The 25838-nt window shown below is 33.0% G+C and carries 23 protein-coding genes, 1 tRNA gene and 1 pseudogene; 15 read left to right on the top strand and 10 right to left on the bottom strand.

What is annotated here, in order from left to right:
• Positions 1 to 83 precede the first annotated feature (83 nt).
• The 3 genes from rpsT to proS form a co-directional block, all read right to left on the bottom strand.
• A complete protein-coding gene (rpsT, locus tag AC0L5U_RS19740) occupies positions 84 to 335 on the bottom strand; it encodes a 30S ribosomal protein S20 (RefSeq protein ID WP_473418131.1) in 252 nt (83 codons plus the stop codon).
• A gap of 26 nt (positions 336 to 361) precedes the next feature.
• Positions 362 to 433: transfer RNA gene (locus AC0L5U_RS19735), tRNA-Glu, on the bottom strand.
• Positions 434 to 578: 145 nt separating this feature from the next.
• On the bottom strand, positions 579 to 2057 hold the full coding sequence (gene proS / locus AC0L5U_RS19730) for a proline--tRNA ligase (protein WP_473418130.1): 1479 nt from the start codon (positions 2055 to 2057) through the stop codon (positions 579 to 581).
• Between the two features lie 99 nt (positions 2058 to 2156).
• Between proS and AC0L5U_RS19725 the strand changes: the two genes are divergently transcribed.
• From AC0L5U_RS19725 to yidD, 5 genes are all read left to right on the top strand, one after another.
• Positions 2157 to 3335 (top strand): hypothetical protein, encoded by a 1179-nt coding sequence (locus AC0L5U_RS19725; RefSeq protein WP_473418129.1) that lies wholly within the window; start codon positions 2157 to 2159, stop codon positions 3333 to 3335.
• Between the two features lie 29 nt (positions 3336 to 3364).
• On the top strand, positions 3365 to 4909 hold the full coding sequence (locus tag AC0L5U_RS19720; RefSeq protein ID WP_473418128.1) for an OmpP1/FadL family transporter: 1545 nt from the start codon (positions 3365 to 3367) through the stop codon (positions 4907 to 4909).
• A 172-nt stretch (positions 4910 to 5081) separates the two neighbouring features.
• Positions 5082 to 5759, top strand: a complete 678-nt coding sequence (gene folE / locus AC0L5U_RS19715; protein WP_473418127.1) for a GTP cyclohydrolase I FolE — start codon at positions 5082 to 5084, stop codon at positions 5757 to 5759.
• A 35-nt stretch (positions 5760 to 5794) separates the two neighbouring features.
• On the top strand, positions 5795 to 7276 hold the full coding sequence (cysS, locus tag AC0L5U_RS19710; protein ID WP_473418125.1) for a cysteine--tRNA ligase: 1482 nt from the start codon (positions 5795 to 5797) through the stop codon (positions 7274 to 7276).
• Between the two features lie 82 nt (positions 7277 to 7358).
• The gene (gene yidD, locus AC0L5U_RS19705) at positions 7359 to 7583 is read left to right on the top strand and encodes a membrane protein insertion efficiency factor YidD (protein ID WP_473418124.1); all 225 of its coding nucleotides are present in this window, start codon (positions 7359 to 7361) and stop codon (positions 7581 to 7583) included.
• A 96-nt stretch (positions 7584 to 7679) separates the two neighbouring features.
• Here yidD and AC0L5U_RS19700 read toward each other — a convergent pair whose 3' ends face one another.
• Complete coding sequence (locus AC0L5U_RS19700) at positions 7680 to 9140, bottom strand: aminoacyl-histidine dipeptidase (protein ID WP_473418123.1); 1461 nt, start codon at positions 9138 to 9140, stop codon at positions 7680 to 7682.
• A gap of 152 nt (positions 9141 to 9292) precedes the next feature.
• Here AC0L5U_RS19700 and AC0L5U_RS19695 point away from each other — a divergent pair, with 152 nt between their 5' ends.
• Together AC0L5U_RS19695 and AC0L5U_RS19690 are read left to right on the top strand one after the other, a co-directional pair.
• Positions 9293 to 10303 (top strand): DUF3810 domain-containing protein, encoded by a 1011-nt coding sequence (locus AC0L5U_RS19695; RefSeq protein ID WP_473418122.1) that lies wholly within the window; start codon positions 9293 to 9295, stop codon positions 10301 to 10303.
• Positions 10304 to 10374: 71 nt separating this feature from the next.
• Entirely contained in the window at positions 10375 to 10731 is a 357-nt protein-coding gene (locus AC0L5U_RS19690; protein ID WP_473418121.1) for a hypothetical protein, read from the top strand.
• 1 nt (position 10732) lies between these two features.
• Here the strand turns inward: AC0L5U_RS19690 and AC0L5U_RS19685 are convergent, their stop codons facing one another.
• On the bottom strand, positions 10733 to 11518 hold the full coding sequence (locus AC0L5U_RS19685) for a DUF6503 family protein (RefSeq protein WP_473418120.1): 786 nt from the start codon (positions 11516 to 11518) through the stop codon (positions 10733 to 10735).
• Positions 11519 to 11601: 83 nt separating this feature from the next.
• On the opposite strand from AC0L5U_RS19685, the gene AC0L5U_RS19680 reads away from it, so the two are divergent.
• From AC0L5U_RS19680 to AC0L5U_RS19650, 7 genes and pseudogenes are all read left to right on the top strand, one after another.
• Positions 11602 to 12396, top strand: a complete 795-nt coding sequence (locus AC0L5U_RS19680) for a TrmH family RNA methyltransferase (RefSeq protein WP_473418119.1) — start codon at positions 11602 to 11604, stop codon at positions 12394 to 12396.
• 77 nt (positions 12397 to 12473) lie between these two features.
• Entirely contained in the window at positions 12474 to 13706 is a 1233-nt protein-coding gene (locus tag AC0L5U_RS19675; protein WP_473418118.1) for a M48 family metallopeptidase, read from the top strand.
• Between the two features lie 70 nt (positions 13707 to 13776).
• Positions 13777 to 14504, top strand: a pseudogene (locus tag AC0L5U_RS19670) (sulfatase-like hydrolase/transferase).
• Positions 14501 to 15412: a sulfatase/phosphatase domain-containing protein gene (locus tag AC0L5U_RS19665; protein ID WP_473418117.1), complete on the top strand. Its 912-nt coding sequence runs from the start codon at positions 14501 to 14503 to the stop codon at positions 15410 to 15412. Before AC0L5U_RS19670 ends, AC0L5U_RS19665 begins: the two are co-directional and overlap by 4 nt.
• 270 nt (positions 15413 to 15682) lie before the next feature.
• Positions 15683 to 16738 carry a hypothetical protein gene (locus AC0L5U_RS19660; RefSeq protein ID WP_473418116.1) on the top strand — a complete coding sequence of 352 codons (1056 nt, stop codon included), beginning with the start codon at positions 15683 to 15685 and terminating at the stop codon, positions 16736 to 16738.
• A gap of 589 nt (positions 16739 to 17327) precedes the next feature.
• Positions 17328 to 19121 (top strand): DEAD/DEAH box helicase, encoded by a 1794-nt coding sequence (locus AC0L5U_RS19655; RefSeq protein WP_473418115.1) that lies wholly within the window; start codon positions 17328 to 17330, stop codon positions 19119 to 19121.
• 158 nt (positions 19122 to 19279) lie between these two features.
• The gene (locus AC0L5U_RS19650; protein WP_473418114.1) at positions 19280 to 20056 is read left to right on the top strand and encodes a carboxypeptidase-like regulatory domain-containing protein; all 777 of its coding nucleotides are present in this window, start codon (positions 19280 to 19282) and stop codon (positions 20054 to 20056) included.
• A gap of 48 nt (positions 20057 to 20104) precedes the next feature.
• On the opposite strand, the gene AC0L5U_RS19645 is transcribed toward AC0L5U_RS19650, so the two are convergent.
• Both AC0L5U_RS19645 and AC0L5U_RS19640 read right to left on the bottom strand, forming a co-directional pair.
• Positions 20105 to 20479 (bottom strand): VOC family protein, encoded by a 375-nt coding sequence (locus AC0L5U_RS19645; protein WP_473418113.1) that lies wholly within the window; start codon positions 20477 to 20479, stop codon positions 20105 to 20107.
• A 34-nt stretch (positions 20480 to 20513) separates the two neighbouring features.
• Positions 20514 to 21173 carry a TrmH family RNA methyltransferase gene (locus tag AC0L5U_RS19640; protein ID WP_473418112.1) on the bottom strand — a complete coding sequence of 220 codons (660 nt, stop codon included), beginning with the start codon at positions 21171 to 21173 and terminating at the stop codon, positions 20514 to 20516.
• An 82-nt stretch (positions 21174 to 21255) separates the two neighbouring features.
• Here AC0L5U_RS19640 and AC0L5U_RS19635 point away from each other — a divergent pair, with 82 nt between their 5' ends.
• Complete coding sequence (locus AC0L5U_RS19635; protein ID WP_473418111.1) at positions 21256 to 21936, top strand: SIR2 family NAD-dependent protein deacylase; 681 nt, start codon at positions 21256 to 21258, stop codon at positions 21934 to 21936.
• Positions 21937 to 22097: 161 nt separating this feature from the next.
• Here AC0L5U_RS19635 and AC0L5U_RS19630 read toward each other — a convergent pair whose 3' ends face one another.
• From AC0L5U_RS19630 to AC0L5U_RS19620, 3 genes are all read right to left on the bottom strand, one after another.
• Positions 22098 to 24581 (bottom strand): T9SS type A sorting domain-containing protein, encoded by a 2484-nt coding sequence (locus tag AC0L5U_RS19630; protein WP_473418110.1) that lies wholly within the window; start codon positions 24579 to 24581, stop codon positions 22098 to 22100.
• Between the two features lie 218 nt (positions 24582 to 24799).
• Entirely contained in the window at positions 24800 to 25303 is a 504-nt protein-coding gene (locus AC0L5U_RS19625) for a hypothetical protein (protein ID WP_473418109.1), read from the bottom strand.
• Positions 25304 to 25397: 94 nt separating this feature from the next.
• Entirely contained in the window at positions 25398 to 25820 is a 423-nt protein-coding gene (locus AC0L5U_RS19620) for a cupin domain-containing protein (RefSeq protein ID WP_473418107.1), read from the bottom strand.
• Positions 25821 to 25838: the final 18 nt, after the last annotated feature.

Here is a 25838-nt window from a genome sequence, read left to right as displayed (position 1 = left end):
ACATATATATTCAAAAAAACTTATGTAACAAAAAAAACCACTCTGAAAAGAGTGGTTTTTAATATTGTATGTTTTCTAACTTATTAAAGTGCAGCAACATGTTTTGCTAAACCAGACTTCAAGTTAGCCGCTTTGTTAGCATGAATTACATTTTTCTTAGCTAATTTATCTAACATAGAAACTATTGAAGGAAACATTTTTTCTGCTTCTTTCTTATCAGTTAACTCTTTCAATTTTTTAATTGCATTACGAGTCGTTTTATGCTGATACTTGTTAGTTAAACGTTTTGCTTCGTTACTTCTAATTCTTTTTAATGCTGACTTGTGATTTGCCATTTTGTTTTTTCTTAATTTTTTAATTGTAGCCCGTAGGGGAATCGAACCCCTCTTACCAGGATGAAAACCTGGCGTCCTAGCCGATAGACGAACGGGCCATTTGTTTTAAAGTCCGCAAATTTAACTATAAAATTAAACTTGCATTAATCTTTCAAATAACATACAATGTTTCCATTGCGGATGCAAAAATACAACTATTTTTAAATGTTGCAACAGTTGACTAAACTTTTTTAAAAAAATTAATCAATACGCTTTGGCAAACAAAACACGCTTGTTTGAAGGTGCTCCAGAATACACGCAAACCCCTTCTTCTTCCTTGGAATCTAGAGGTATACAACGTATTGTGGCTTTAGTTAATTCTTTTATTTTATCTTCAGTTTCAATTGAACCATCCCAATGTGCAGAAATAAATCCACCTTTTGTTTCTATTATTTCTTTAAATTCTTCAAAAGTATCTACTGATGTTATGTGTTCTTCTCTAAAATTTAAAGCTTTGGTAAATAACGATTTTTGAATTTCTTCTAATAAATCTTCAATTACAACACTAACTCTATCCAATATAACTGTTTCCTTACTTAATGTATCTCGTCTGGCAACTTCAACAGTTTCATTCTCTAAGTCTTTTGGTCCAATAGCAATTCTAACTGGAACGCCTTGTAATTCATGCTGTGCAAATTTTGCTCCGGGTCTTAAAGTATCACGTTTGTCAAACTTAACAGAGATATTTCTATCTTTTAAATCACTAATAATATCTTCAGCAACCTTTCTAATAGCTTCAAACTGTTCTTCATTTTTATAAATAGGAACAATAACTACTTGATATGGTGCCAAATTAGGTGGTAATACTAAACCATTGTCATCACTATGTGTCATAATTAAAGCACCCATCAAACGTGTAGAAACACCCCAAGATGTTGCCCAGACATAATCTTGTTTACCTTCTTTGTTGGCAAATTTCACATCAAAAGCTTTTGCGAAATTTTGGCCTAAAAAGTGAGATGTTCCTGCTTGTAGCGCTTTCCCATCTTGCATTAATGCTTCGATACAATAGGTATCTTCTGCTCCTGCAAAACGTTCACTTTCAGATTTTACACCTTGAACCACAGGAATAGCCATAAAGTTTTCAGCAAACTGAGCATAAACGCTATTCATTAATTTGGTTTCTTCAAGAGCTTCAGCTTTGGTTGCATGAGCTGTATGTCCTTCTTGCCATAAAAACTCAGCTGTACGCAAAAACAAACGTGTGCGCATTTCCCAACGCACCACATTAGCCCATTGATTGATCAACAAAGGTAAATCTCTATAAGATTGAATCCATCCTCTATATGTATTCCAAATAATAGCTTCACTAGTTGGACGAACTACTAACTCTTCTTCTAATTTTGCTTTAGGGTCAACACGTAACTTGCCTTCATTATCAGGATCGTTTTGCAACCTGTAATGTGTTACTACAGCACACTCTTTTGCAAAACCTTCGGCATTTTTTTCTTCAGCTTCAAACAAACTTTTAGGTACAAATAATGGGAAATAAGCATTTTCATGACCTGTTTCTTTAAACATTTTGTCCAATTCTGCTTGCATTTTTTCCCAAATCGCATAACCGTAGGGTTTGATAACCATACATCCTCGAACTGCAGAATTCTCCGCTAGGTCTGCCTTGACAACCAATTCGTTATACCATTTTGAATAATCTTCTGCCCTACTAGTAAGTTTTTTGCTCATATTATGTTTTTGGCACAAATATTGTGATTATGTTAAATAAAAAAATAGTAGCGCAAAACTAACTATTTTTGTTATGTTCAACAATTAAATTCAAGAGATATGCAAATTAATAACTACTTAAAATCAAAAATGCAATTCGCAGCAGTCCTAGGGTTGTTTTTCGGATTAGCATCTTGTGGTTCTTATCAATACGTTGGTGTTGATAGTGATGGTATTTACGGAGACACTAATAATAATAATAATACGCAAAATCCAGAAAATGTTGTTGTAACAAAAAATGGTAACGCTAGTGATTATTACCAAAACTATTTTAAAAACAAAGCTCAAGAATATGAAATCGCTACGGATAATGGTGCCATATTTACTGATATTGATAGTTATAGTAGCGAACAAGATTACGCTGTAAATGATACTATATATAATGATTACCAAGGTAATGCTGGTTGGGGACAAACCAACAGCAATGTGGTAATTAATTTCCATGACAACGGTTGGAACAACTGGGGTTGGGGATGGAATGATCCTTGGATTAACGGTGGTTTTGGCTGGGGAGGCTGGAACAACTGGGGATGGAATAACTGGGGTTGGAACCGATGGAACCGTTGGGGCTGGAATACTGGCTTTGGCTGGGGAGGCGGTTGGAACAACTGGGGATGGAACAATTGGGGCTGGAATGCTTGGTGTCCTCCTGGAGGGTTTTACGGAAATAATTTTTACGCAGGTGTAAACAATAGATTTTATAATAGAGGTGTTGCTTTTAATAATAGTAGAAGAAGTAGAAGCTCGTTAATTGGAAGAAACTCAAATAGTACTTTAAGTAGAAGAAGTAGTGTTGCTAATAATAGAAGAGCCTCATCATCAAGATACAGTACTTCAAGAAGAAGTAGCGTTGCAAGTAATAATGGCACTTCAAGATATAGTACGTCTAGACGTAGTAGTGTTGCCAATAGCAATGGTAGAACTACAACAACAAGACGTCCTTCATCGCCTACTACGATTAATAGAAATTCAACTGTAAGAAGAAGCAGTTCAAGACAGCCTTCTTATTCTACTAGTAGATCATCTTCTACAACCAGATCTTCTACTCCTATTAGAAGAAGTTCATCTCCTTCATATTCTAGAAGTAGTTCTTCATCTTCCAATAATAATTCTACTTATAGCAGACGCTCAAGTAGTAGCAGTAGTAATAATAGGTCCTATTCTAGATCATCATCAGGAAGTTCCAGATCATCTTCAGGAGGCTCAAGAAGTTCATCATCTGGAGGAAGAAGACGTTAATAGATTACAATCTCTAAGAAAAATAACATATGAAAAAGATATATTTTTTGTTCATAGGTGTACTATCTATGTCAACAATCTACGGTCAAGATTTAAGCGATGCACTAAGATATTCGCAAGATAATTTACAAGGAACTGCTCGTTTTAGAGCTTTAAGCGGTGCATTTGGAGCATTGGGTGGTGACATGAGTGCAGTAAATATTAACCCTGCAAGTTCCGCGGTATTTAGTCAAAGTCATGCATCTTTCTCTCTTGGAAATGCAGAATTAAATAACGATACAAATTACTTTGGAGGCCTTGGGTCTATAAACGATTCAAATTTTGATTTAACACAAGGTGGTGCTGTTTTCGTATTTAAAAATACAAGTAATTCACCATGGAAAAAATTCAGTATTGGTGTGGCTTATGACAGAACAAATAACTTTGATGACAGTTGGTTTGCTGCTGGCACAAACACAAATAGCGCTAATTTTAATAACTCAATAGCAAGTTATTTCTTTGATTACGCCAACGGATTACGCTTGGATGAAATATCTGCATTTGATAATGAAACTCTAAATCAGGCTTATGCAAATATTGGTAATGATCTTGGGTTTGCTCATCAACAAGCTTTTTTAGGTTATGAATCTTTTATTTTGGATCCCGAAACAAATGCTGATGATAATACAAATTACTTTATCAATGCCTCAGAGGGTAACTTTACTCATGATTACACATATGTATCAACAGGTTATAACGGAAAAATTGGAGTAAACATTGCAGCTCAATATGGAGATGATTTATACATTGGAGCAAATTTCAACTCTCACTTCATAGATTTTCAACGCTCAACACTTTTATTTGAAAACAATTCGAATAATCCTAATCCTCCTTCAGATGTTATTGATATCGATACTATCGAATTCGAAAATAACTTATCTACTGTAGGTACAGGGTTTTCATTTCAACTTGGAGGAATTTTAAAATTGACAAATGAATTTAGAGTAGGCTTAACTTATGATTCTCCAATATGGTATACGATTGAAGAAGAGACATCTCAATTTTTGGGAGTTGATGGTCTAGATAATGGTACAGATTTCACGCAAAATATAAACCCACAAATCACTAATATTTATCCTTCTTACAGATTACAAACGCCTGCAAAAATCACAACAAGTGCTGCTTATGTATTTGGAAAGCAAGGTTTAATCAGTTTTGATTATTCTCGTAAGAATTATGGTGCTACTAAATTAAAACCAGAAGCTGATTTCTCTGGCTTAAATGCTGATATTAGTGATATACTTACATCAGCATCTACCTATAAGCTTGGTGGAGAATACAAGCACAAACAATTTAGTTTTAGAGGAGGTTATAGATTTGAAGAAAGCCCATATGTTGATGGTATAACTGTTGGAGATTTAAATGGTTTCTCTTTAGGGTTTGGATATAACTTTGGGAATACAAAATTAGATATTACCTATGACCAATGGCAAAGAACAGATGAAACATCTTTATACAGCGTAGGGTTAATTGATACTACTACTATTGATAGACAAAACTCTAATTTAACAATCACGTTAGGTTTCAATATCTAATTGTATAGATAAACACATATTTAAAGCTTGAACCTAATAAAGGTTCAAGCTTTTCTTTTCATGTAATTTAAAGTGATTTTTGGAGACTAATAACCATATTAATTATTTGCTAAGGTCAAGTATACAAAACAGAAATGTTTATCTTTGCAAATTAAATTTTGATTGAATACTCATGAAATTTGATAACAACTTAGAAGATTTTGATGCTTTAGGAGACGAACATATTGGATCCTCGGAAAACACACCTATGCGAAGTGATGCCTTCAAACTTTCCAATGAAGAAAAGATAGATATTATAAAGGATGATGTTCGCCACATCATGGAAACACTTGGTTTAGATTTAACAGATGATAGTTTAAATGGTACACCAAACCGTGTTGCCAAAATGTTTGTTAATGAAATTTTTGGAGGTTTAGACCCTGCAAAAAAACCAAACGCATCTACCTTTGAAAATAAATACAAGTATGGAGAAATGCTTGTTGAAAAAAATATTACCGTCTACTCCACTTGTGAGCATCATTTACTACCTATTGTTGGCAGAGCCCATGTTGCTTATATATCAAACGGAACTGTGGTAGGGTTATCAAAAATGAATCGCATTGTAGATTATTATGCAAAACGTCCGCAAGTTCAGGAGCGTTTAACGATTCAGATTGTAAAAGAACTTCAAGAGGTTTTAAACACTAAAGATGTAGCTTGTGTTATTGATGCGAAACATTTATGTGTAAATTCCAGAGGCATTAGAGATATTGAAAGTAGTACAGTAACTTCTGAATTTGGAGGAAAATTTAAAGATATGGCAACACGTCGTGAGTTTTTAGATTACATTCAATTAGATACACAATTTTAAAACTTCACCTTAAAATAACTCATCAACAAACCAACATGCAGTTATACCAAACTAATCAAATCAAAATATACAACTCCCTTACTGGGCAAAAAGAAATTTTCACTCCAATAAACGAAGGACATGTTGGCATGTATGTTTGTGGTCCTACTGTGTATAGTAACGTTCATTTAGGTAATGTACGGACGTTTATGTCTTTTGATATGATATTTCGTTACTTAAAGCATTTGGGCTATAAAGTGCGTTATGTAAGAAACATTACAGATGCTGGACATTTAGAAAACGATGCAGATGTTGGCGAAGATAAAATCACAAAAAAAGCACGTTTAGAGCAAATAGAACCTATGGAAGTGGTGCAACGCTACACCGTTGATTTTCACAATATTTTAAATACTTTAAATTTTTTACCACCAAGTATAGAACCAACCGCGACTGGACATATTATTGAACAGATTGAATTAATTGGTAAAATTATTGAAAATGGTTTTGGGTACATCGTGAATGGTTCAGTATACTTTGATGTCCATAAGTTTAATGAAACCAACGAATACGGAAAATTAAGCAAGCGCAAACTTGAAGATTTAATTCATAACACACGTGTATTAGACGGACAAAGCGATAAAAAAAATCCACAAGATTTTGCACTTTGGAAAAAAGCAGAACCGCAGCACATTATGCGTTGGCCCTCACCTTGGGGAGATGGTTTTCCAGGTTGGCATTTAGAATGTACAGCCATGAGTACAAAATATTTGGGAGAAACCTTTGATATCCATGGTGGTGGGATGGATTTAAAATTTCCACATCATGAATGTGAAATTGCACAAAATGAAGCGGCAATTGGTAAATCTCCCGTAAATTATTGGATGCATGCGAATATGTTAGAATTAAACGGACAACGCATGTCAAAAACCACAGGTAATACTATTAATCCTGATGAATTACTATCTGGAAATAATGATAAAATGAGTAAAGCTTTTTCGCCAGGAGTTATTCGTTTTTTTAATGCGCAATCGTCTTACAGAAGCGTATTAGACTTAACTGATGATGGCTTGTTAGCAAGCGAAAAAGGCTTTTACAGATTGATGGATGGTATAAATTTGTTGAAAGACATAAAACCATCTAATAGTTCCACACTAGATGTTACTGCATGGAAACAGAAATGTTATGATGCAATGAATGATGATTTTAATTCGCCAATTTTAATCGCACATTTATTTGAAGCCGTAAAATATCTGAATCAAATTAAAGAAGAAAAAGCCACAATTTCTACTGAAGATTTAGAGGTTTTAAAAAACACCATACATGCTTTTGTTTTCGATGTATTAGGACTTATAAACGAAACAGAAAGTGCATCTGGAACTGATAAACTTGCTGGAGCGGTAGATTTACTGATTAAGCTAAGACAGGAAGCCAGAGCCAATAAAGACTTTGCTATGTCTGATAAAATTAGAGACGAACTGGCAGATTGCGGCATTCAACTAAAAGATGGTAAAGACGGGACTACGTTTTCTGTGAATTAAGATTTTTTGCCATTTATACGGATACAGAAATCCTCTGGGTATCAAAAATTAGACTCCTGCCTTCGCAGGAATGACAAGTATCATGCTAAAAAAAATATTTATAGCACCCTTTTTATTCTTGATAAAAGTGTATCAAACACTCATATCACCACTAACTCCTGCAACTTGTAGATATAATCCAACATGTTCCCACTATAGTAAAGAAGCTTTAAAAAAACATGGTTTGCTAAAAGGTGGTTGGTTAGCTGTAAAACGTATTTTTAGTTGCCATCCTTGGGGAGGTTCTGGTTATGACCCTGTGCCTTAAACTAAGGTTTTATAATGATCTTGTAAAAATTCTCCATTAACTTGGTTTAACAGCCGATAAAGTTCATTAAAACGAAACCCAAAATCTCAAACCATTTTAATTCTCAGGAATAGCTTTCAAAATCTCCAAAACAAATTTCCAATATTTTTGAGCTGATGAAATTTGCGCGCGTTCATCAGGAGAATGAGCGCCTTTAATGTTTGGTCCGAAACTAATCATATCCATATCTGGATAATTTTGCCCAAGGATTCCACATTCTAATCCTGCATGACATGCTGCTACATGAGGTTTTTCGCCGTTAAGCTTTTCATAAAGTTTTGTCATTACTTTTAAAATAGCCGAGTCCATATTTGGTGTCCATCCTGGATAATCTCCAGAGAATTCTACTTCGCAGCCTGTAAGTTCAAAAGTGGCCCGAAGCGTATTTGCTAAATCCATTTTAGAACTTTCAACTGATGAGCGCGTTAAACAACCTACTTTAATAGCACCTTCTTTTACTACAACTCTGGCAATATTATTAGACGTTTCGACCAAATCTGGAATATCAGCACTCATACGATAAACACCATTTAAAGCTGCATATATAGCTCTTGTAAAACCTTCTTGGACCCCTAAATCCATTATTTTATCAGGAGTATCGCATTTAGAAACCTGAATATTCAAATCAGGCTCCATGGTTTTCAATTCCTTTTTTATAGCGTTAGAAATCAAATTAGCTTCTAATAAAAAAGCATCTTCATGCATGGCGTCTATAGCTACTTTTGCTGTACTTTCTCTAGGAATGGCGTTTCGTAAACTCCCACCATCAATTTCAGAAATACGTAATCCAAAATTTTCAAAACCGTCAAATAACAAGCGGTTCATTATTTTATTGGCATTCCCTAAACCTTCGTGAATTTGCATTCCTGAATGTCCACCTTGCAAACCTTTTACAGTTATTTCAAAACCTATTTTGAATTCTGGAGTTTCTTCTTCATTGTAAGTTCTAGTGGCAGTTACATCAATTCCTCCAGCGCATCCTACACCTATTTCGTCATCTTCTTCGGTATCTAAATTTAAAAGGATACCTCCAGAAAGTAGTCCGCCTTTTAAGCCCATAGCTCCCGTCATTCCAGTTTCTTCATCTATGGTAAACAATGCTTCTAGTGCTGGATGTGGAATATCTGTGCTTTCTAAAATGGCCATGATTGTTGCAACTCCTAATCCGTTATCTGCACCTAAAGTCGTGCCTCTTGCCTTAACCCAATCGCCTTCTATAAACATCTCTATACCTTGAGTATCAAAATCAAAAACAGTATCGTTATTTTTTTGGTGCACCATATCTAAATGCGATTGCATTACAACGGTGGTTCTATTTTCCATTCCTTTAGTCGCTGGCTTTTTTATAATAACATTTCCAACTTCATCTTCAATGGTTTCTAAACCTAAGCTTTTACCAAAATCTTTCATGAAATCGATAACACGTTCTTCTTTTTTAGATGGACGTGGTACTGCATTTAAATCTACAAATTTGTTCCAAAGTGCTTTTGGCTCTAACTCTCTTATTTCTGCGCTCATAGTTTCTTAATGTATCATACAAATATAGTGAGACCTTTTAGGTTTAAAAAACCTGAAAGTCCTAAGTTTTGAACACATTTTAGTATTTTTGAAATATGCTGAAGAAGAAAAAAACAATTATTGCGTTGTTGTTAATTCCACAATTTTTGATTGTGAAATTACTAGCCAATTACCCCGAATTTGTGGAGCAATATTACAGCGAAGGGCTTTACCAATGGATTTCTAAAGTGTTTAGGTATGTATTGGGTTGGTTACCTTTTTCGTTTGGAGATTTAGTATACGGACTTGGTGGTATCTACATCATTTGGTGGTTTTTAAAAAACAGAAAACGTTTAAGGAAAGATACTCTGAATTGGTGTATTGATGTTTTTGCGGCTGTATCACTAATTTACTTTGCCTTTCATTTGTTTTGGGGATTGAATTATTACAGATTGCCATTGCATAAAAACTTGAGTTTAGAAGCAGATTACACAACTGAGCAGTTGGTAAGAGTCACAGAAAAATTAATTACTTCTGCAAATACAATGCATTTAAACATCACAAAAAACGACTCCGTTAAGATTGATGTACCATATGATAAATCAGAAATTTTTAAGCTAGCTTCAAAGGGTTATACTAACATCAAAGCAGTTTTTCCTAATTTAGAATACAATCCGAAAAGTATAAAACAATCTTTGTTTAGTTATCCACTATCCTACATGGGGTTTAGCGGTTATTTAAACCCGCTGACCAATGAAGCGCATGTAAATGGGAGAATTCCAATATTTAGATTTCCAACAACCTCTTCTCATGAAATTGCACACCAATTAGGCTATGCTGCCGAAAATGAAGCTAATTTTATCGGTTTTTTGGCTGCTTCGAACAACGATGATATATATATTAAATATTGTGGTTTCTCCTATGGTTTGGGGTATTGTTTAAATGAAATTTACAAGCGCGATGAATGTCTCTACGAAGATTTAATTGCTGATGTAAATACTGGCATTTTAAAAAACTATGAAGAATCCCGTTTATTTTCAGATGCTCACGAGAATCCGTTCAAGCCACTTTTTAAACTGTTTTACAGCAATTACTTAAAAGCAAACAGACAAAGCAAGGGCATGGAAAGTTACAGTTATGTAGTGGCTTTGATTGTTAATTACTACGAAACCAATGCTATCTAATTACAAACGCATTTTAAATTTCTTATATTTATTATAAATTTTATAACTTGACTTATATTAAAATATTGGTTATGAAACACTTAATTACAATATTGGTTTTTAGCTTAAGCTTTTCTGCTACTGCCCAGCTTATTAAAATAGAACCAATGGAGTTACCATTATCTCTAAGTCTTTTGGAAAATCCGAATTTTCAAGATAGCTTTAATGGTATTAATTATTTAAAGAATGTTGCAAAACCATACACTTTTACCAGTTATGAATTAAATAGAATGCGTAATGAAAGGTTTTTTATTGACCTCAAAAGCCTAAATAAAAACTATACTTTTATAGAACCTTCTAGAATATATCTGAAAAAAGAGCTCCGTAAAGTTATGCTTAAAACACCTAGTGAATTTGGTCCTATCTCACCTAAAGGCTTCACTCTTTAGTTTACTCTATAATTTTCGCACCTTTTGGAGCATTAAACAATGAGGCCTCTGGCTTTTCTTTACTTAGCTTAATGTTTGTAAATTCTAAATCGCTACGTTTAGATATTGGCAGATTATTTTCAACGTTAAACCAAGTTAGGGTTTTTGGAAGTATTAAACCTTCTATATTTTGCCAATCACTATATTTGATAAATTTAATTTTTTTGCTTTTCGCTTTTGAAAAATAAGTCACCGTGTATCCTAACCACTCCATTTTATGGGTGTCTTTGTTGTAATAGACAATGTATTCGTCTTCTGGAGATTCTCCAACGCCACTTTCGTAAGCTATTTTTATTCCTGGATAGGTTTGTCCTTCAAATTCTAGTGCTTCAACATCTTCATAAATAATACCATCATCAGCTAAAACAAAAGGCATGGCGTAGAAATAAAACATTAAATTATAATAAAATTTTGGGTCATTATTATAAAATAGTGAATCTTGTTTTATCCATACATTTTTACCATTAAAACCTATTTTAAACTTATCGGTTTCAATTAAAGAAGCTCTACTTTTTAAATCTGTAATTGTTACTTCCTTTCCTTCTGGTATTTTCATTTCAAAAGTTAAACTATTCATAGTATTCCACTTATCAATTCCGCCATGAGCATCAAATACTTTTGAAATGTTATCTGGATAAATACTGGTAGTTATATCAAGATTTTCTTCTGAATAGTCTGCAGTTGGTTCGGTTTTGTTTTTACACGCGAAAATTGAAACTACAATAGCAAATAGGATGAAGTTTTTCATTTGTGGAATTAAGTATGATTTTAGTGTTTGACGAAGTTAGTACAATATAATTACATAAAATGATTTACTTTTGTTTCACTTTTATGAAACAGATAACTAGCTCTCAAAACACTTATATAAAACAACTTTTACAATTAAAAGACAAGTCGCGTGAACGAAAAAAAACAGGCTCTTTTTTAATTGAAGGTGCTCGTGAAGTTATGCTGGCTTTAAAGGGAGGTTACGAACTAGAAACGATTTTATTTTATCCAGAATTATTTTCTGAAGAACAACTTAACAACTTAACAATTCAACAACTCAACATTATAGAGGTTTCAAAAGAAGTCTATCAAAAATTGGCCTATCGTGAAACTACTGAAGGTGTTTTAGCTATAGCAAAGTCAAAGAGAAATCATTTAAATGATTTGATTTTTGAAACTAAAAATCCATTAATTCTTGTTGCTGAAGCTCCTGAAAAACCCGGAAATATTGGTGCGATTTTAAGAACTGCCGATGCTGCAAATGTAGATGCTGTGATTATTGCAAACCCGAAAACCGATTTGTATAATCCAAATATTATTCGCTCTAGTGTTGGATGTTTATTTACTAATCAAGTTGCAACTGGTAATTCTTCAGAGATTATAACTTTTTTAAAGGAAAAGCATATCAATATTTATTGTGCTGCATTACAAGCTTCTGTAGATTACCATACTCAAGATTTTAAAACACCAACTGCTATTATTGTTGGTACCGAAGCTACTGGTTTGAGTGATGCGTGGTTAGATAATTCAACTCAAAATATTATTATCCCTATGCAAGGAGAAATTGATTCTATGAATGTTTCGGTTGCTGCTGGTATTCTTATTTTTGAAGCTAAAAGACAGAGGGATTTTTTGTAAAACCTCAAAACACAAAAACTAAATTCCAAATACGTTATACTTTGGAATTTGTTTTCTTAATATTGGAATTTTATTTTATGACATCAACTACACTATTTTACATCATTATAGCTATAATAATTATAAACTTTATAATTGATAAAATTCTTGATGCGTTAAATGCTAAGCATTTTAATGATACGCTTCCTAAAGATTTACAAGATGTTTATGATGAAGCCGAATATAAAAAATCACAAAATTATAAAGCGACTAATTATAAATTTGGATTGCTAACCTCTACATTTTCTATCCTTTTAACATTAGGTTTTTTATGGTTTGATGGTTTTGAGGTTGTTGATAATATTGCTAGAGGTTATAGTGAAAACCCAATTATTGTAGCGCTCATTTTCTTTGGAATTATTATGATTGGGAGTGATATTTTAACCACACCATTTTCCTATTACAGCACCTTTGTTATTGAAGAAAAATTCGGGTTTAATAAAACCACCAAGAAAACGTTTTTTTTAGATAAACTAAAAGGTTGGTTAATGATGGCCATTGTTGGTGGTGGTATTCTCTCTTTAATTATTTGGTTTTACCAAGCTACAGGAAAACACTTTTGGCTGTACGCTTGGGGTTTAGTGGCTGTTTTTACATTGTTTATGAATATGTTTTATTCTAAATTAATTGTACCGCTTTTTAATAAACAAACACCTTTGGAAGAAGGGACTTTACGCGATAAAATTTCGGCATACGCTAAGACTGTTGGCTTTAAATTGGATAAGATTTTTGTTATTGATGGCTCTAAACGAAGCACTAAAGCAAACGCTTATTTTTCTGGTTTTGGTAGCGAAAAACGTGTAACGCTTTATGATACTTTGATTAACGATTTAGAAGATGAAGAAATTGTTGCTGTTTTGGCGCATGAGGTTGGACACTACAAGAAAAAACACATCATCTTTAATTTGTTTGCTTCTATTTTATTGACAGGGTTGACACTTTATATATTATCGTTGTTTATTTCAAATCCTTTGTTAACTCAGGCTTTGGGCGTTGATATTCCGAGTTTTCATATTGGGTTGATTGCTTTTGGGCTCCTCTACTCGCCTATTTCTGAAATTACAGGCTTAATTATGAATGTATTTTCTAGAAAGTTTGAATACCAAGCTGATGATTATGCTAAAAACACTTATAAAGGCGAACCACTTATCACTTCGCTTAAAAAGCTTTCTAAGAATAGTTTGAGTAACCTAACACCACACCCTGCGTATGTCTTTATGCATTATTCACATCCTACACTTTTACAAAGGATTGGGAATTTGAAGCAATAAAGTTTGTTGCTAACTACTTCATAATAAATACATAACTTTACATTATGTAATGTTTAAATAGGCTTCTAAAATGAATACTAGAACTTTAATTACGTTTTCAATCTTTATTTTGACCTTAGTTTCTTGTAAAGACTCTAATACTAAGCAACCTCAAGATAAATCAACTGAAAGACCAAATATTTTATTTATCATGTCTGATGACCATGCCTATCAGGCCATTAGTGCGTATTCAGATAAGCTCATAGAAACACCAAATATCGATAGAATTGCTAAAGAAGGCATGTTATTTACCAATGCCTGCGTTACCAATTCTATTTGCGCCCTTCTAGAGCTACAATACTTACTGGTAAGCACACGCACATCAATGGAAAAATTGATAATAGAATGCCTTTTGACACTACCCAAGTTACTTTTCCTCAACTATTTCAAAAAGCAGGTTATGAAACCGCTATGTATGGCAAACTTCATTTTGGTAACAATCCAAAAGGTGTAGATGATTTTATGATATTACCGGGGCAAGGCAACTACATAAACCCAAAGTTTATTACTCCAACAGGAGATACATTAATTACAGGTTATGTTACTGATATCATCACAGACTTAACAATTAATTGGCTCGATAAAAAAAGGGATAAAAAGAAACCTTTTATGATGATGTATTTGCACAAAGCACCTCATAGACCTTGGTGGCCTAGTCCAGAAAAATTTAAAAACTTTACAAAAAAACTTTTCCTGAACCAACATCACTTTTTGATAATTATTCTAATAGAGGAGCAGCTGCGGCTGCGGCAGAAATGAACTTACTTAACCACATGAAATATGGACATGACTCCAAAATAAGACCAGAAACCATTGAAAAAATGGGAGGCGTTCAACCTTATGTACCTCCAATGAATTGGGGTGGAATAGATGGATTTAACAGACCATATAGCAGAGCCAATGCTGAACAAAAAGCATTATACGACCCCGTAATTGATTCTATAAATACTTGGTTTATGAACAATTGGCCAACCATGAGTAATAAACAAAAAATGAAATGGAAGTACCAACGCTATATGCAAGATTATTTAGGTTGCATTTCCTCGGTTGATGATAATGTGGGCAGAGTTTTAAATTACCTTGATGAAAGCGGTTTAACCGATAACACAATTGTTGTTTATACTTCCGATCAAGGATTTTACCTAGGCGAACACGGTTGGTTTGATAAACGTTTTATTTATGATGAATCATTTAAAACACCGTTAATGATTCGCTGGCCCAATAAAATTACTCCAGCTACTACAAATGATGAAATGGTTCAGAATTTAGATTTTGCACAAACATTTTTGGAAGCGGCTCAAATTAAAGCACCAAATGATATGCAAGGTAAAAGTTTAATACCACTTTTAAAAGGTAATATAGCGCAATGGGACAGAGATGCTGTATACTATCATTACTATGAATACCCGGCGGTGCATATGGTAAAAAGGCACTATGGTATTGTTACTAAAGCATATAAATTAGCACATTTTTATTACGATGTTAACGAATGGGAATTATATGATAGAATTAAAGATCCTCAGGAAATGAAAAACGTTTACAACGACCCTGCCTACAAGAACGTAGTGAGTAAATTGAAGGAGCAACTAAAAGGGTTAAGATTGCAATACAAAGATTCTCCAGAATTGGATAAAAAATATTTAGAGCTTCATCTAAAAGGTAAATAAATCGAACTTATTTTGTAAAATTTTATCTTAAATAGTTTGAGTAATTTAACGCCACATCTTGCTTATGTGCTTATGCATTATTCGTATCCTAAGCTTTTGGAACGGATTGGGAATTTGAGGAAGTAGTTTTTTGTTTTATTTGATACTTGACTTTGTAAAAAATTTCAACTAACTTCGTTTAACGTCGGATATAAGTCATTAAAACGACGCATATCCGTAAAAACAGTTGTGCAACATTAACACTCAAACTTCACAAATTAAAGAATGGACTTGAAAAAAACGCGAATTGAGGGAATGAAAATCTTCAAAGTAAGTCCTGAAGTTATGAATAATGAAAGTGAAGAAACGAAGAAAATTGTAAAACAAGCTCTAAAAGAAAAGCCGCTTAAAATTTGGGAAAGAGAATTAAAACAACATAAATCTAATCTGTTAGTTTCGAATGAAGAAGGAGATGTGTTTCAGGCAACTACTTTTGTTCATAAAAAGAAAATATTCGCAGGTGTCGCACCGAATTTAATTCAAGCATACTTTGATATGGCTTATGAACAAATTCAATGGACTGATAAATATGCAGAAACATTTCATTACATAGCATCTGAAAAGTTTGACCGAATAAAATTTATAGATACACCAATATTTAATAGATTCATTCAATATAGAATTAGTTCAATCATATTTTTACATTTGTCAGTCGAGGCTTTTATAAACTATATTATACCAGACAATTTTATATACTCTAAAACTGAAACATCAAACTCAAATAAATTTCAAGAACAAATTACAAAACTCAATAAAGTAAATATTGAGCGTTGGATTAGTTTTAAAGAAAAAATAGAAGATGTTATTCCAGCATTGCCGAATACAACTTTTGACGTTAAAAAGAATAGCGATATAATTGGGCGAATACTTGAGATTGAAAATATTCGAAATGAAATTATTCATTTAAAAAGCAAAGACTCAAATTCAAATATGCACTATAAAAAAGTGTTTGATTTTGTCGCCTCGAAAGATTTGAGTAAATATTTATTTTCAGTCAAAAAGTTCATAAATATTTTAGAATCGGATTTTATAAAAATTGATAAGATTCAAGAAGATAACAATGTCAAAGAAATTTATATCGAGAAAGCTGAACATCTTCACATTGGAGTATATTTTGAAGTAATCAAACAAAAAGAAAAACGAATCGCAATTTTCATTGACAAATGGAAAGGACTTACTAAAGAAAGTGAGTATTTAAAGGTTGTTTTATCATACCTCAAACTAATGGAAGATATGAACTTGATAATGGATTATTTGGTAAGTGAAGAAAAAAGAAATTCAAAATAGAGATATTTAAGAATGATGAACAAATAAAATAACGTTGCACAACACTATATATAGCAAATTGGGCGATTAGTGCTTAATCCAAAAGTTCGTGTTTATTTGCAAAGTCGCCAAATCTTTTGATTTGGCTTTAAAAAGAAAAATTAAAACAAAACACAAAAGATTTGGCTTGTGGCTAAACCAAAAATAATCGCTTGTTTTCTGCCCAACTTGCCATATATTTAACGTTAAACGAACCTTCCCTAAAAAAAAACAGATTTCACTCTAAACCAAAATTTTGCAAACCAACCCGCGTTAGGGATTGCAGAGAAAAGCCCACAGCCTGACGAAGGAAGTGCGAGGACTTGTAACGGAAAGCCCGACCCTTGTGGTAACGCCCAAAAAAATAAAAAATTCAAATTCCAAAAACTAAATTCCAAATCCAAAATCGTTAATCGCCAATCTAAAATAATAGTGTATCTTTGCGCCTTGAAACTCAAGATGAGTTTAGAATTCCTCAGGGTGAGGATGTGTTACTGGAAGTTTAAGTTTAGTATGTCGATGCGCTTCTTTATGTAACACCACATAACAAAATCGCATACATTAAACAATAATGAGCACATTCCAAGATTTAGGTCTTAATGACGACCTATTACAAGCAATTACAGATTTAGGATTTGAAAAACCTAGTGAAGTTCAAGAAAAAGCAATCCCAATTTTATTAGAGTCTGAAACCGATTTAGTGGCTTTGGCACAAACCGGAACGGGTAAAACGGCGGCTTTTGGTTTTCCTATGTTAGAGAAAATTGACGTGGCTAGCAGAACTACCCAAGGTTTAATTTTATCGCCTACCAGAGAGCTTTGTTTACAGATTACCAACGAAATGAAATTGTATGGTAAATATTGTAAAGGACTTAACGTAGTAGCGGTTTACGGTGGATCGAGTATTACAGACCAAGCGCGTGAGATTAAACGTGGTGCACAAATAATTGTGGCAACTCCGGGACGTATGAAGGATATGATTAACAGACGTTTGGTTGATATTTCTAAAATCCAGTATTCGGTTTTAGATGAGGCTGATGAGATGTTAAACATGGGCTTTAAAGAGGATATTACTGATATTTTATCGCACACACCAGAGGATAAAAACACGTGGTTGTTTTCTGCAACTATGCCTCGAGAGGTATCTAGAATTGCTAAAAACTTTATGCACAACCCACAGGAAATTACTGTTGGAAATAAGAATGAGAGTACAAGTAATGTGTCTCATGAATATTATTTAGTAAATGCTAGAGATAGATACCAAGCGCTAAAACGTTTAAGTGATGCTAATCCTGATATATTTTCGGTTATTTTTTGTAGAACAAAACGTGATACACAAAAAGTAGCTGAAAAACTGATTGAAGATGGATATAGCGCTGGGGCTTTACATGGTGATTTGAGTCAAAATCAGCGTGATATCGTGATGAAATCGTTTAGAAATAAACAAATACAAATGCTTGTAGCTACTGATGTAGCTGCTCGTGGTATTGATGTTGATGATATAACACACGTAATAAATTACCAATTACCTGACGAGATTGAAACCTATACACACCGTTCTGGTAGAACTGGACGTGCTGGTAAAAACGGGATTTCAATGGTGATTGTTTCTAAAAGTGAAGTGCGTAAAATTAAAAGTATTGAGCGTATTATTAAACGCCAATTTGATAAAAAAGAAATTCCTGATGGTGCTGATATTTGCGAAGTGCAATTAATGTCTCTGGCTAATAAAATTCACAACACAGAGATTAACCATGAAATTGATAAACATTTAGATAACATTAACGAGCTATTTGCTGATACGGATAAAGATGAATTGATAAAAAAATTCTTCTCGGTTGAATTTACTCGTTTTTACAATTACTACAATAAATCTAAAAACCTTAACGTAGAAGAAGGTTCTTATGATAGTAGTGAAGGTAGAAGTAGAGGCGGTAAATCTACACGCTACTTTATTAATGTTGGTGGTAAAGATGGTTTTGATTGGATGAAGTTAAAAGACTTCCTTAAAGAACAATTAGACCTTGGTAGAGATGATGTCTTTAAAGTGGAAACAAAAGATAGTTTCTCGTTTTTTAATACTGAAAATGAACTTAAAGAGAAAGTATTAGCACATTTTACCGACTTTAAACACGAAGGCCGTTTTGTAAACGTTGAAGTATCTGAAAACCGCGGTGGCGGCGGAAGACGTGGAGACAGACGCGGTGGCGGTGGAAGACGCGATGGTGGAAAAAGACGTGAAGGTAGAAGAACTGATTCCGGAAACAATAATAGAGGCGGTCGTAGAAGCGAAAATAAATCTAAACCAAGACGTTCTAATTCTGGAGATTTCGCAGCTTCAAGGCCAAGACGTTCAAGACGTTAATAGTATTTAGTTATGGGTTTTAAAATAGACAAACGACGTTAAAACCCATGATTTAGGTATAGTTTTTGTTAATTTTTAGTCAAATTAAAACACTAACAACAGCATATTACTGTTTTGTTTAGTATTTTTATGTCATAATTGAAGTTTTACTAAAACGCATGAAGCATTATTTAAGCATTGTTATTTTTCTATTTGTCACAGCCATTACGCTTGGACAAGATGCGACTAGTGTTTTAGGTACTGTGATTAATTCAGCTGATGACAAACCTCTGGAAAGTGTAAATATTGTTAACTTAAATCAAGTTAAAGGAACCACCACAAACAACAAAGGGGAATTTAAAATTACCGCTAAAGTTAACGACACACTTCATTTATCTTATATAGGTTTTAAATCTATTAAGGTAAGAGTAACCAACGACTGGTTAAAATTTGGAAGTTCTAAAATAGAATTGACTGAATTAGCCCTAGCACTTGAAAAAGTGGTTGTAAACCAATTGAAACTAACAGGCTATTTAGAAGTAGACATTAAACAATTGCCTGCTATAAACGACAATTACCGTTATCAGATTTCTGGATTAAATAGTACTGGCTATGAGGCAAGCAAAAAATCTGGTCTAACCAAAGTTATAGGATCCATCTTCAACCCTGCTGATTTTTTACATCGTATGTTTGGTAAAAAACCAAATGAACTACGAAAGCTAAAAAAAATGAAAAAAGATGATGAAATCAGAAACTTATTAGCGTCTCGTTTTGATCGTGAAATGCTTACTGTTTTGCTTAATGTAGACCGCGTAGATTTAGATGAAATTGTGAGCCAATGCAACTACTCTAAAGGTTTTGTACAAACGGCAAACGATCTTCAAATTTTGGATGCCATTAGTGAGTGCTACGAAGAATACAAGTTACTAAGCCGAGGAAGGACTAATAGAATTTAGTGCTTTAATAAAATAGCTCCCCTTTTTATTATTTAATTGATTTTTGGACTATTGCTGTGAGTGTAACGCAACTCTATTCCCTTCTGTGTCAATAAAAACCCCCATATATCCATACTCTGGAGAAATATGAGTTTTTTGTTGCGTTATTTTCCCTCCTGCAGCCTCTATCCTATCCAATTCATTTTGCACATCATCACTCATGAAATATACCAAAGTTCCTTCTTGACTTGGAATGTAAGATTCTTGTTTGATTAAAGTTCCTGCTGCTCCTTCTTTCCCTTCGGTAAAAGGAAACCATCCCATTAATGTTGCCCCAAAATCCTGAATATCAATTTTAACATCAAATACGGCTTCATAAAACGTTCTAGCTCTATCCATATCTGAAACTGGGATTTCAAACCAACCTACCATGTTTTTTTTCATGACCCTTATTTTAAATATTGCTGCTTAAAGATAGTTATTTTTTCACTTCATAATAGCGTTCAACAATTTCATCATAACTTTTAATTGTTTTTTTACACCAATCCAATCGCTTTTCAAACACCTCATCTTCAGATAATTGCCAATTTACATTGGATTGCTTTAATTTGGTGGTTACATCTTGTAAAATGATAGCCGCAGATACCGAAATATTTAAACTTTCGGTAAATCCAACCATGGGAATTTTTAAAAAACAATCTGCATTATCTAATACTTCTTTGGACAATCCTTCTGTTTCTCTTCCAAAGAAAAAACAAGATTTTTTTGTAATATCAAAGTCATTCAAATTACAATCGTTTTTATGAGGCGTGGTTGCTACAATTTGATAACCTCTTTCTTTTAAGTTTGAGATACATGCATTAACTGAATTAAACCTTTTTAAATCTACCCACTTTTGGGCACCCATGGCAATTTCCCTATCAATCCTTTTAGAATTTTGCTCTTCAACAATACTAATTTCTTGTATCCCAAAAACATCACAACTTCTCATTACAGCACTTGTATTATGTAACTGATATACATCTTCTGTAGCTACTGTAAAATGTTTAGTACGTTGTGATAATACCCGCTTAAATTTTTGTTTTCGAGATTCGGTTAAAAAAGATTCTAAATGCTCTAAAAGTTTTAAGTCAGTCATGCTTTTACCAAAATTCGAATTTAATGAAAAAGAGTGGATTCTTGTATTTACAAAAACGACAAATAATAACTATTTTTATATTATGAAAAAACATATTGTAGTACTTACAGGAGCAGGCATGAGTGCCGAAAGTGGCATTAAAACCTTTAGGGATGCCGATGGTTTATGGGAAGGACATGATGTTATGGAAGTGGCTACACCTGAAGGTTTTGCTGCAAATCCTGAATTGGTGCTGGATTTTTACAATCAAAGACGAAAACAATTGTTTGAAGTTGAACCCAATACTGCTCATTTTGATTTAGCCAAATTAGAGACCAATTTTAAAGTAAGCATTATTACCCAAAATGTGGACGATTTGCATGAACGTGCAGGAAGCAAAAATGTAATTCATTTACATGGCGAATTATTAAAAGTGAGAAGTACTCATAATGTAAACGATATTCAAGAATGGAAAACAGATTTAGTTTTAGGAGATACATGTTCTAAAGGGTATCAATTACGTCCGCATATTGTGTGGTTTGGGGAAGATGTGCCTATGATTGAAAAAGCTATACCCATTTGCGAAACTGCCGATATACTAATGATTATTGGTACATCAATGCAAGTATATCCCGCAGCGGGATTGATGCATTATGTTCCTGAAAATACGCCCACTTATTTTATTGACCCTAAACCGAATGTTGAGAGCAAACAAAATTTGACTGTAATTGCTGATGTTGCTACTGTTGGGGTTAGAAAGGCGATTGAGGATTTTAGGGTTTAAGGGTGGATTTTGGAGAGGTTCGTTTAACGGTCTCGGCTATGAACAGTTGCGTGGGTTAGCATGGACTTTTGCAAGTACACGACAAGCTGAAAATTCCTACGGAATTTTGAAGATGAGCCTGTAATAGCAATTGTTTATAGCCAATGTTGGCAACAGTTATTTTATTTTTTAATTAGTTTTTTTGTCATCGAATAATTCCCAGATTTTACATTGATAAAATAAACACCAGAGTTGATTGAATTCGACAAGTCATTCAATTCTATATTTTGAGATGAATAGTTTTTTTGATTTTTATAAACAGTTTGGCCTAGTATGTTTATAATAGATATATTTAGATAATCATTTTCAAATCTTTTAGGAAGATTTAGATTAATCTTATCGTTAAATGGATTAGGATAAACCAAAAGTTCATCTTTATCAAAATCTTCAACACTTAATTCGGTATTTACAACAACATTAATTTCAGTAAATATTGATTCTCCACAGTCATTTACTTTTTTAGCTTTAAGTGTATGCATTCCTTCGGTATCCCATAAAACTTTCACTTTATAATAACTGGTATTATTATCTATTATTAATGTCCCGCCACTTTCTAATATCCATTCTGTTGTCGAAAATAAATCAACGGGAATTATATATTCTTCTTCTGTATTAATTAAAGTGTTATCGTTTCCAAATAACAATTCAGGTTCGGAAGGTACATATGTTTTTAAATTTTGAATAAAATTATACTCCCATAAGAAAATATTGTCTTCATCTTCTACATAAATGTTTGGGTAAGAACTATTATAATCAGCCCAAAACCGCTGAGACCAACTTAATCCATTGTCGTGAGAAAGATATAGGTTTCCACTATTATCAAGTATCATAAATGAATCAGCATCAATTACTTTTATTTTATTTATATAATATGGAATTTCTCTTTCAATAAGGTTTTGGTTTGGTATATCATAAATAAAAATTTTTCCTCCAGGATATCTAGGGTAGAAATATATTTTATTTAAATTACTGTAGTCAAATCTGTCAAATTGAAGATTATGCGAATATCCAGAAATCTGCGCCACAAAATCCCAAGTCACACCACCATCGTTTGTCTTATAGACAATAGGTTCAGAATTTGTAGAACTGCCGTATAGCATAAAATTGTTTTCATCTATAAATTGATACTTTCTTGTTGTCACATCACTAGGTGTTGGAATTAAACTCCAATTTATACCTTTATCTGTCGAATGGTATATATTTCCAAATCCAAAAACAAATAAATCATTTACTGACACTTGGGTAAGTTTACTTACAGAATAGTTTGTATCTGCTGGCAAATCGGTAATATTTAAAATAGGACCATCTGTCCAAGTTATTCCTTTGTCAAAAGATTCGGATATAATATAACCTTCACCATAATTGTATGGATTGGAATATCTCCAATGACTGATATAATCGCCTTCTGCATATAAGGTATAGCCAACAACATCGTCAGTTTCATAAACTTTTTTCCAACTAGAACCCTTGTCTTGAGAAATTAAGATTGATGAATGTGTAAAATTACCCCCACTAACAACCGAATATATATACTCATTTTCATTAATTTTTTTAAAATATGTAGCACTATTAGAGTTTCCTTCTCTAGGCGAACCACTATCAAGTTGAGTCCAACTAGCACCACCATTTGTAGTCTTAAATATGAATCTTCCCATACTAGGTGACCCTTGTTCTTTTTTGCCTACAGCAAATCCAACATTATCATTTGTAAAATATATGTCGGTTAAAAAACCATCTTGGTTGATATTAGCACTTTCTTCACTATCACTATTTATATTAACTTTTTTAATTCCATTTACAACATAGCTAGAATAATATAAGAAATCATTTTTTATTGTAAATGCCCCAGTAGTCCATTCAACATAATAATTTGTTTGTATCCAAGAATTCCCACCGTCAACAGTTTTGTAAATAGAACTGCCTCCACTTAAATATCCTGTCTGAGAATCTATAAATTGTAGTTTTTGAATATAAGAGTTAGATGGATTGTTTATTACCTCCCACGTTTCTCCACCATTAACAGTTTTATAAAAATCATTGCCTCCCCAAACGAAACCTGTATTTTCATTTAAAAATAGAATGTCTTTAGGGCTAAAATCTCCATAATCAATTGATGAAATATTTGATGTGATTTCAAACCAAGAATTTCCACCATCAGTTGTTTTGTATAAAAAAGCTGTATCATTAACTAAATAATCATCTATTCCGACTAAATACCCTATATTATTATCAATGAAATCAACTCCTGTAAAATTTTCCAGCCCAGTAATTCCCATTCTTCTCTCCCAATCGATTCCGTTATTATCAGTAAAAAGAATGATGCCATCAGCTCCAAAAATAAATGCTTTATTAGAGTCTATTAACTCTAAATCATTTAATGGTTTATAATAAAAAGCCTGATAATGAGGTAGCTCATACGTTTCCCAAGAAACTCCACCATCGTTAGTTGTAAGTAAAGAAGAACCTCCAATAACAAACCCATTGTTTTCGTCCCAAAACCTAATATCTGAAAGAGCACTTAACTTATTTTCAATGTATTGTCCACATTGAGAATACGAGTTGTAAAAAATTAAGAATATGATAATAATTGGTAATACTTTTTTCATTTGTAATGTTTGTTTTAATTGTTGCCAATGTTTTTACGGATATGCGTCGTTTTAATGACTTATATCCGACGTTAAACGAAGTTAGCAAATTTTTCGGACAAAATCAAGTCATAATATATTACAAAAATCTCCAAGAATTAAACTCTTGGAGATTTATAATTTTCTTTATAAAAATTTGTTATGGTTATTTAAGGCCAAACATTCAGGCATATAAATAATTATTGTTTCTCATAGGTAAGTGTCATAGTCTCTTTATCGTCCACAACACTTGTACCATTGTATTTTTCTATTTCAAAGCCATCCACAATAGTTGCAGTTACCGTATTTCCAGAAATTGTACCTACAATATCTGCTGATCCGTTTTCGATTGTTACAGTATTGCCAGTTTGTGTCCAAGTTGTTGTACGATCAAATCCGTTAAGACATCTGTGCGTTGGTTGAAAATTATCATCTACAGAAATAAAGGTAAGTCCGCTTACAATCCTCACGTTTCCGTCTTCCATGTTATCAATAAAATCGCCATCATAGCAATCTGTTTCCAGAAATAAATCTCTTGAGGCTGTTCCGTCTCCGTTAAAATCGAAAGCGCTTTCAATAACCAACGACGTTAATTTCCAAGTTCCCACTAATGAAGCATTTGACACTTCGTCGTCATTAGAACAAGAAAATAAGGTAATAACAGCTAAAGTAATTAGTAATACATTTTGAAATTTGGTTCTCATAATAGTAAGTTTTTTTAAATTATACCATTACATCGAAACACACTTAAAATGTCATCATTTATTTTTTATAAGAAAGCAAATCGCAACTAACCCTCTAATCTTTCTCTACAACCGTAATTGGTAAATCCTCTGTACCTGCATAAAACACTACAATTTCAACCGGTTTACGACCTTCATTAATACCATAGTGAATTTTATTAACTAGCTCAACAATAACATCGCCCTCTTTTAAATACAAGATATTTTTATCAATATCTACAACCTTTAATTTTCCTTTTAAAATGATTCCAGAATTTATTACGGGATGGTAATGTTTATGGAGTTTTGTTTTTGGTGGAATAGTAATTTTTAAAACGGTAATCTTTGGTGTGCCTTCTGGATAATTAGGAAGTGCATCACCGTTCCAACTTTTAGAAGTTTCGGCTAGTTTTTCAACTTTAATCTCTTTTAATTTTACAACACCGCAAGACGAAAGTAGAATGAATAGTGTGCATAAAATTATACTATATGTTTTCATTCTGTAAATGAATTAGAT

The organism is Jejuia sp. G7-7, from assembly GCF_055808955.1.
Note: the sequence above shows the minus strand (reverse complement) of the source record. Positions and strands in the feature narration are given on the sequence as shown.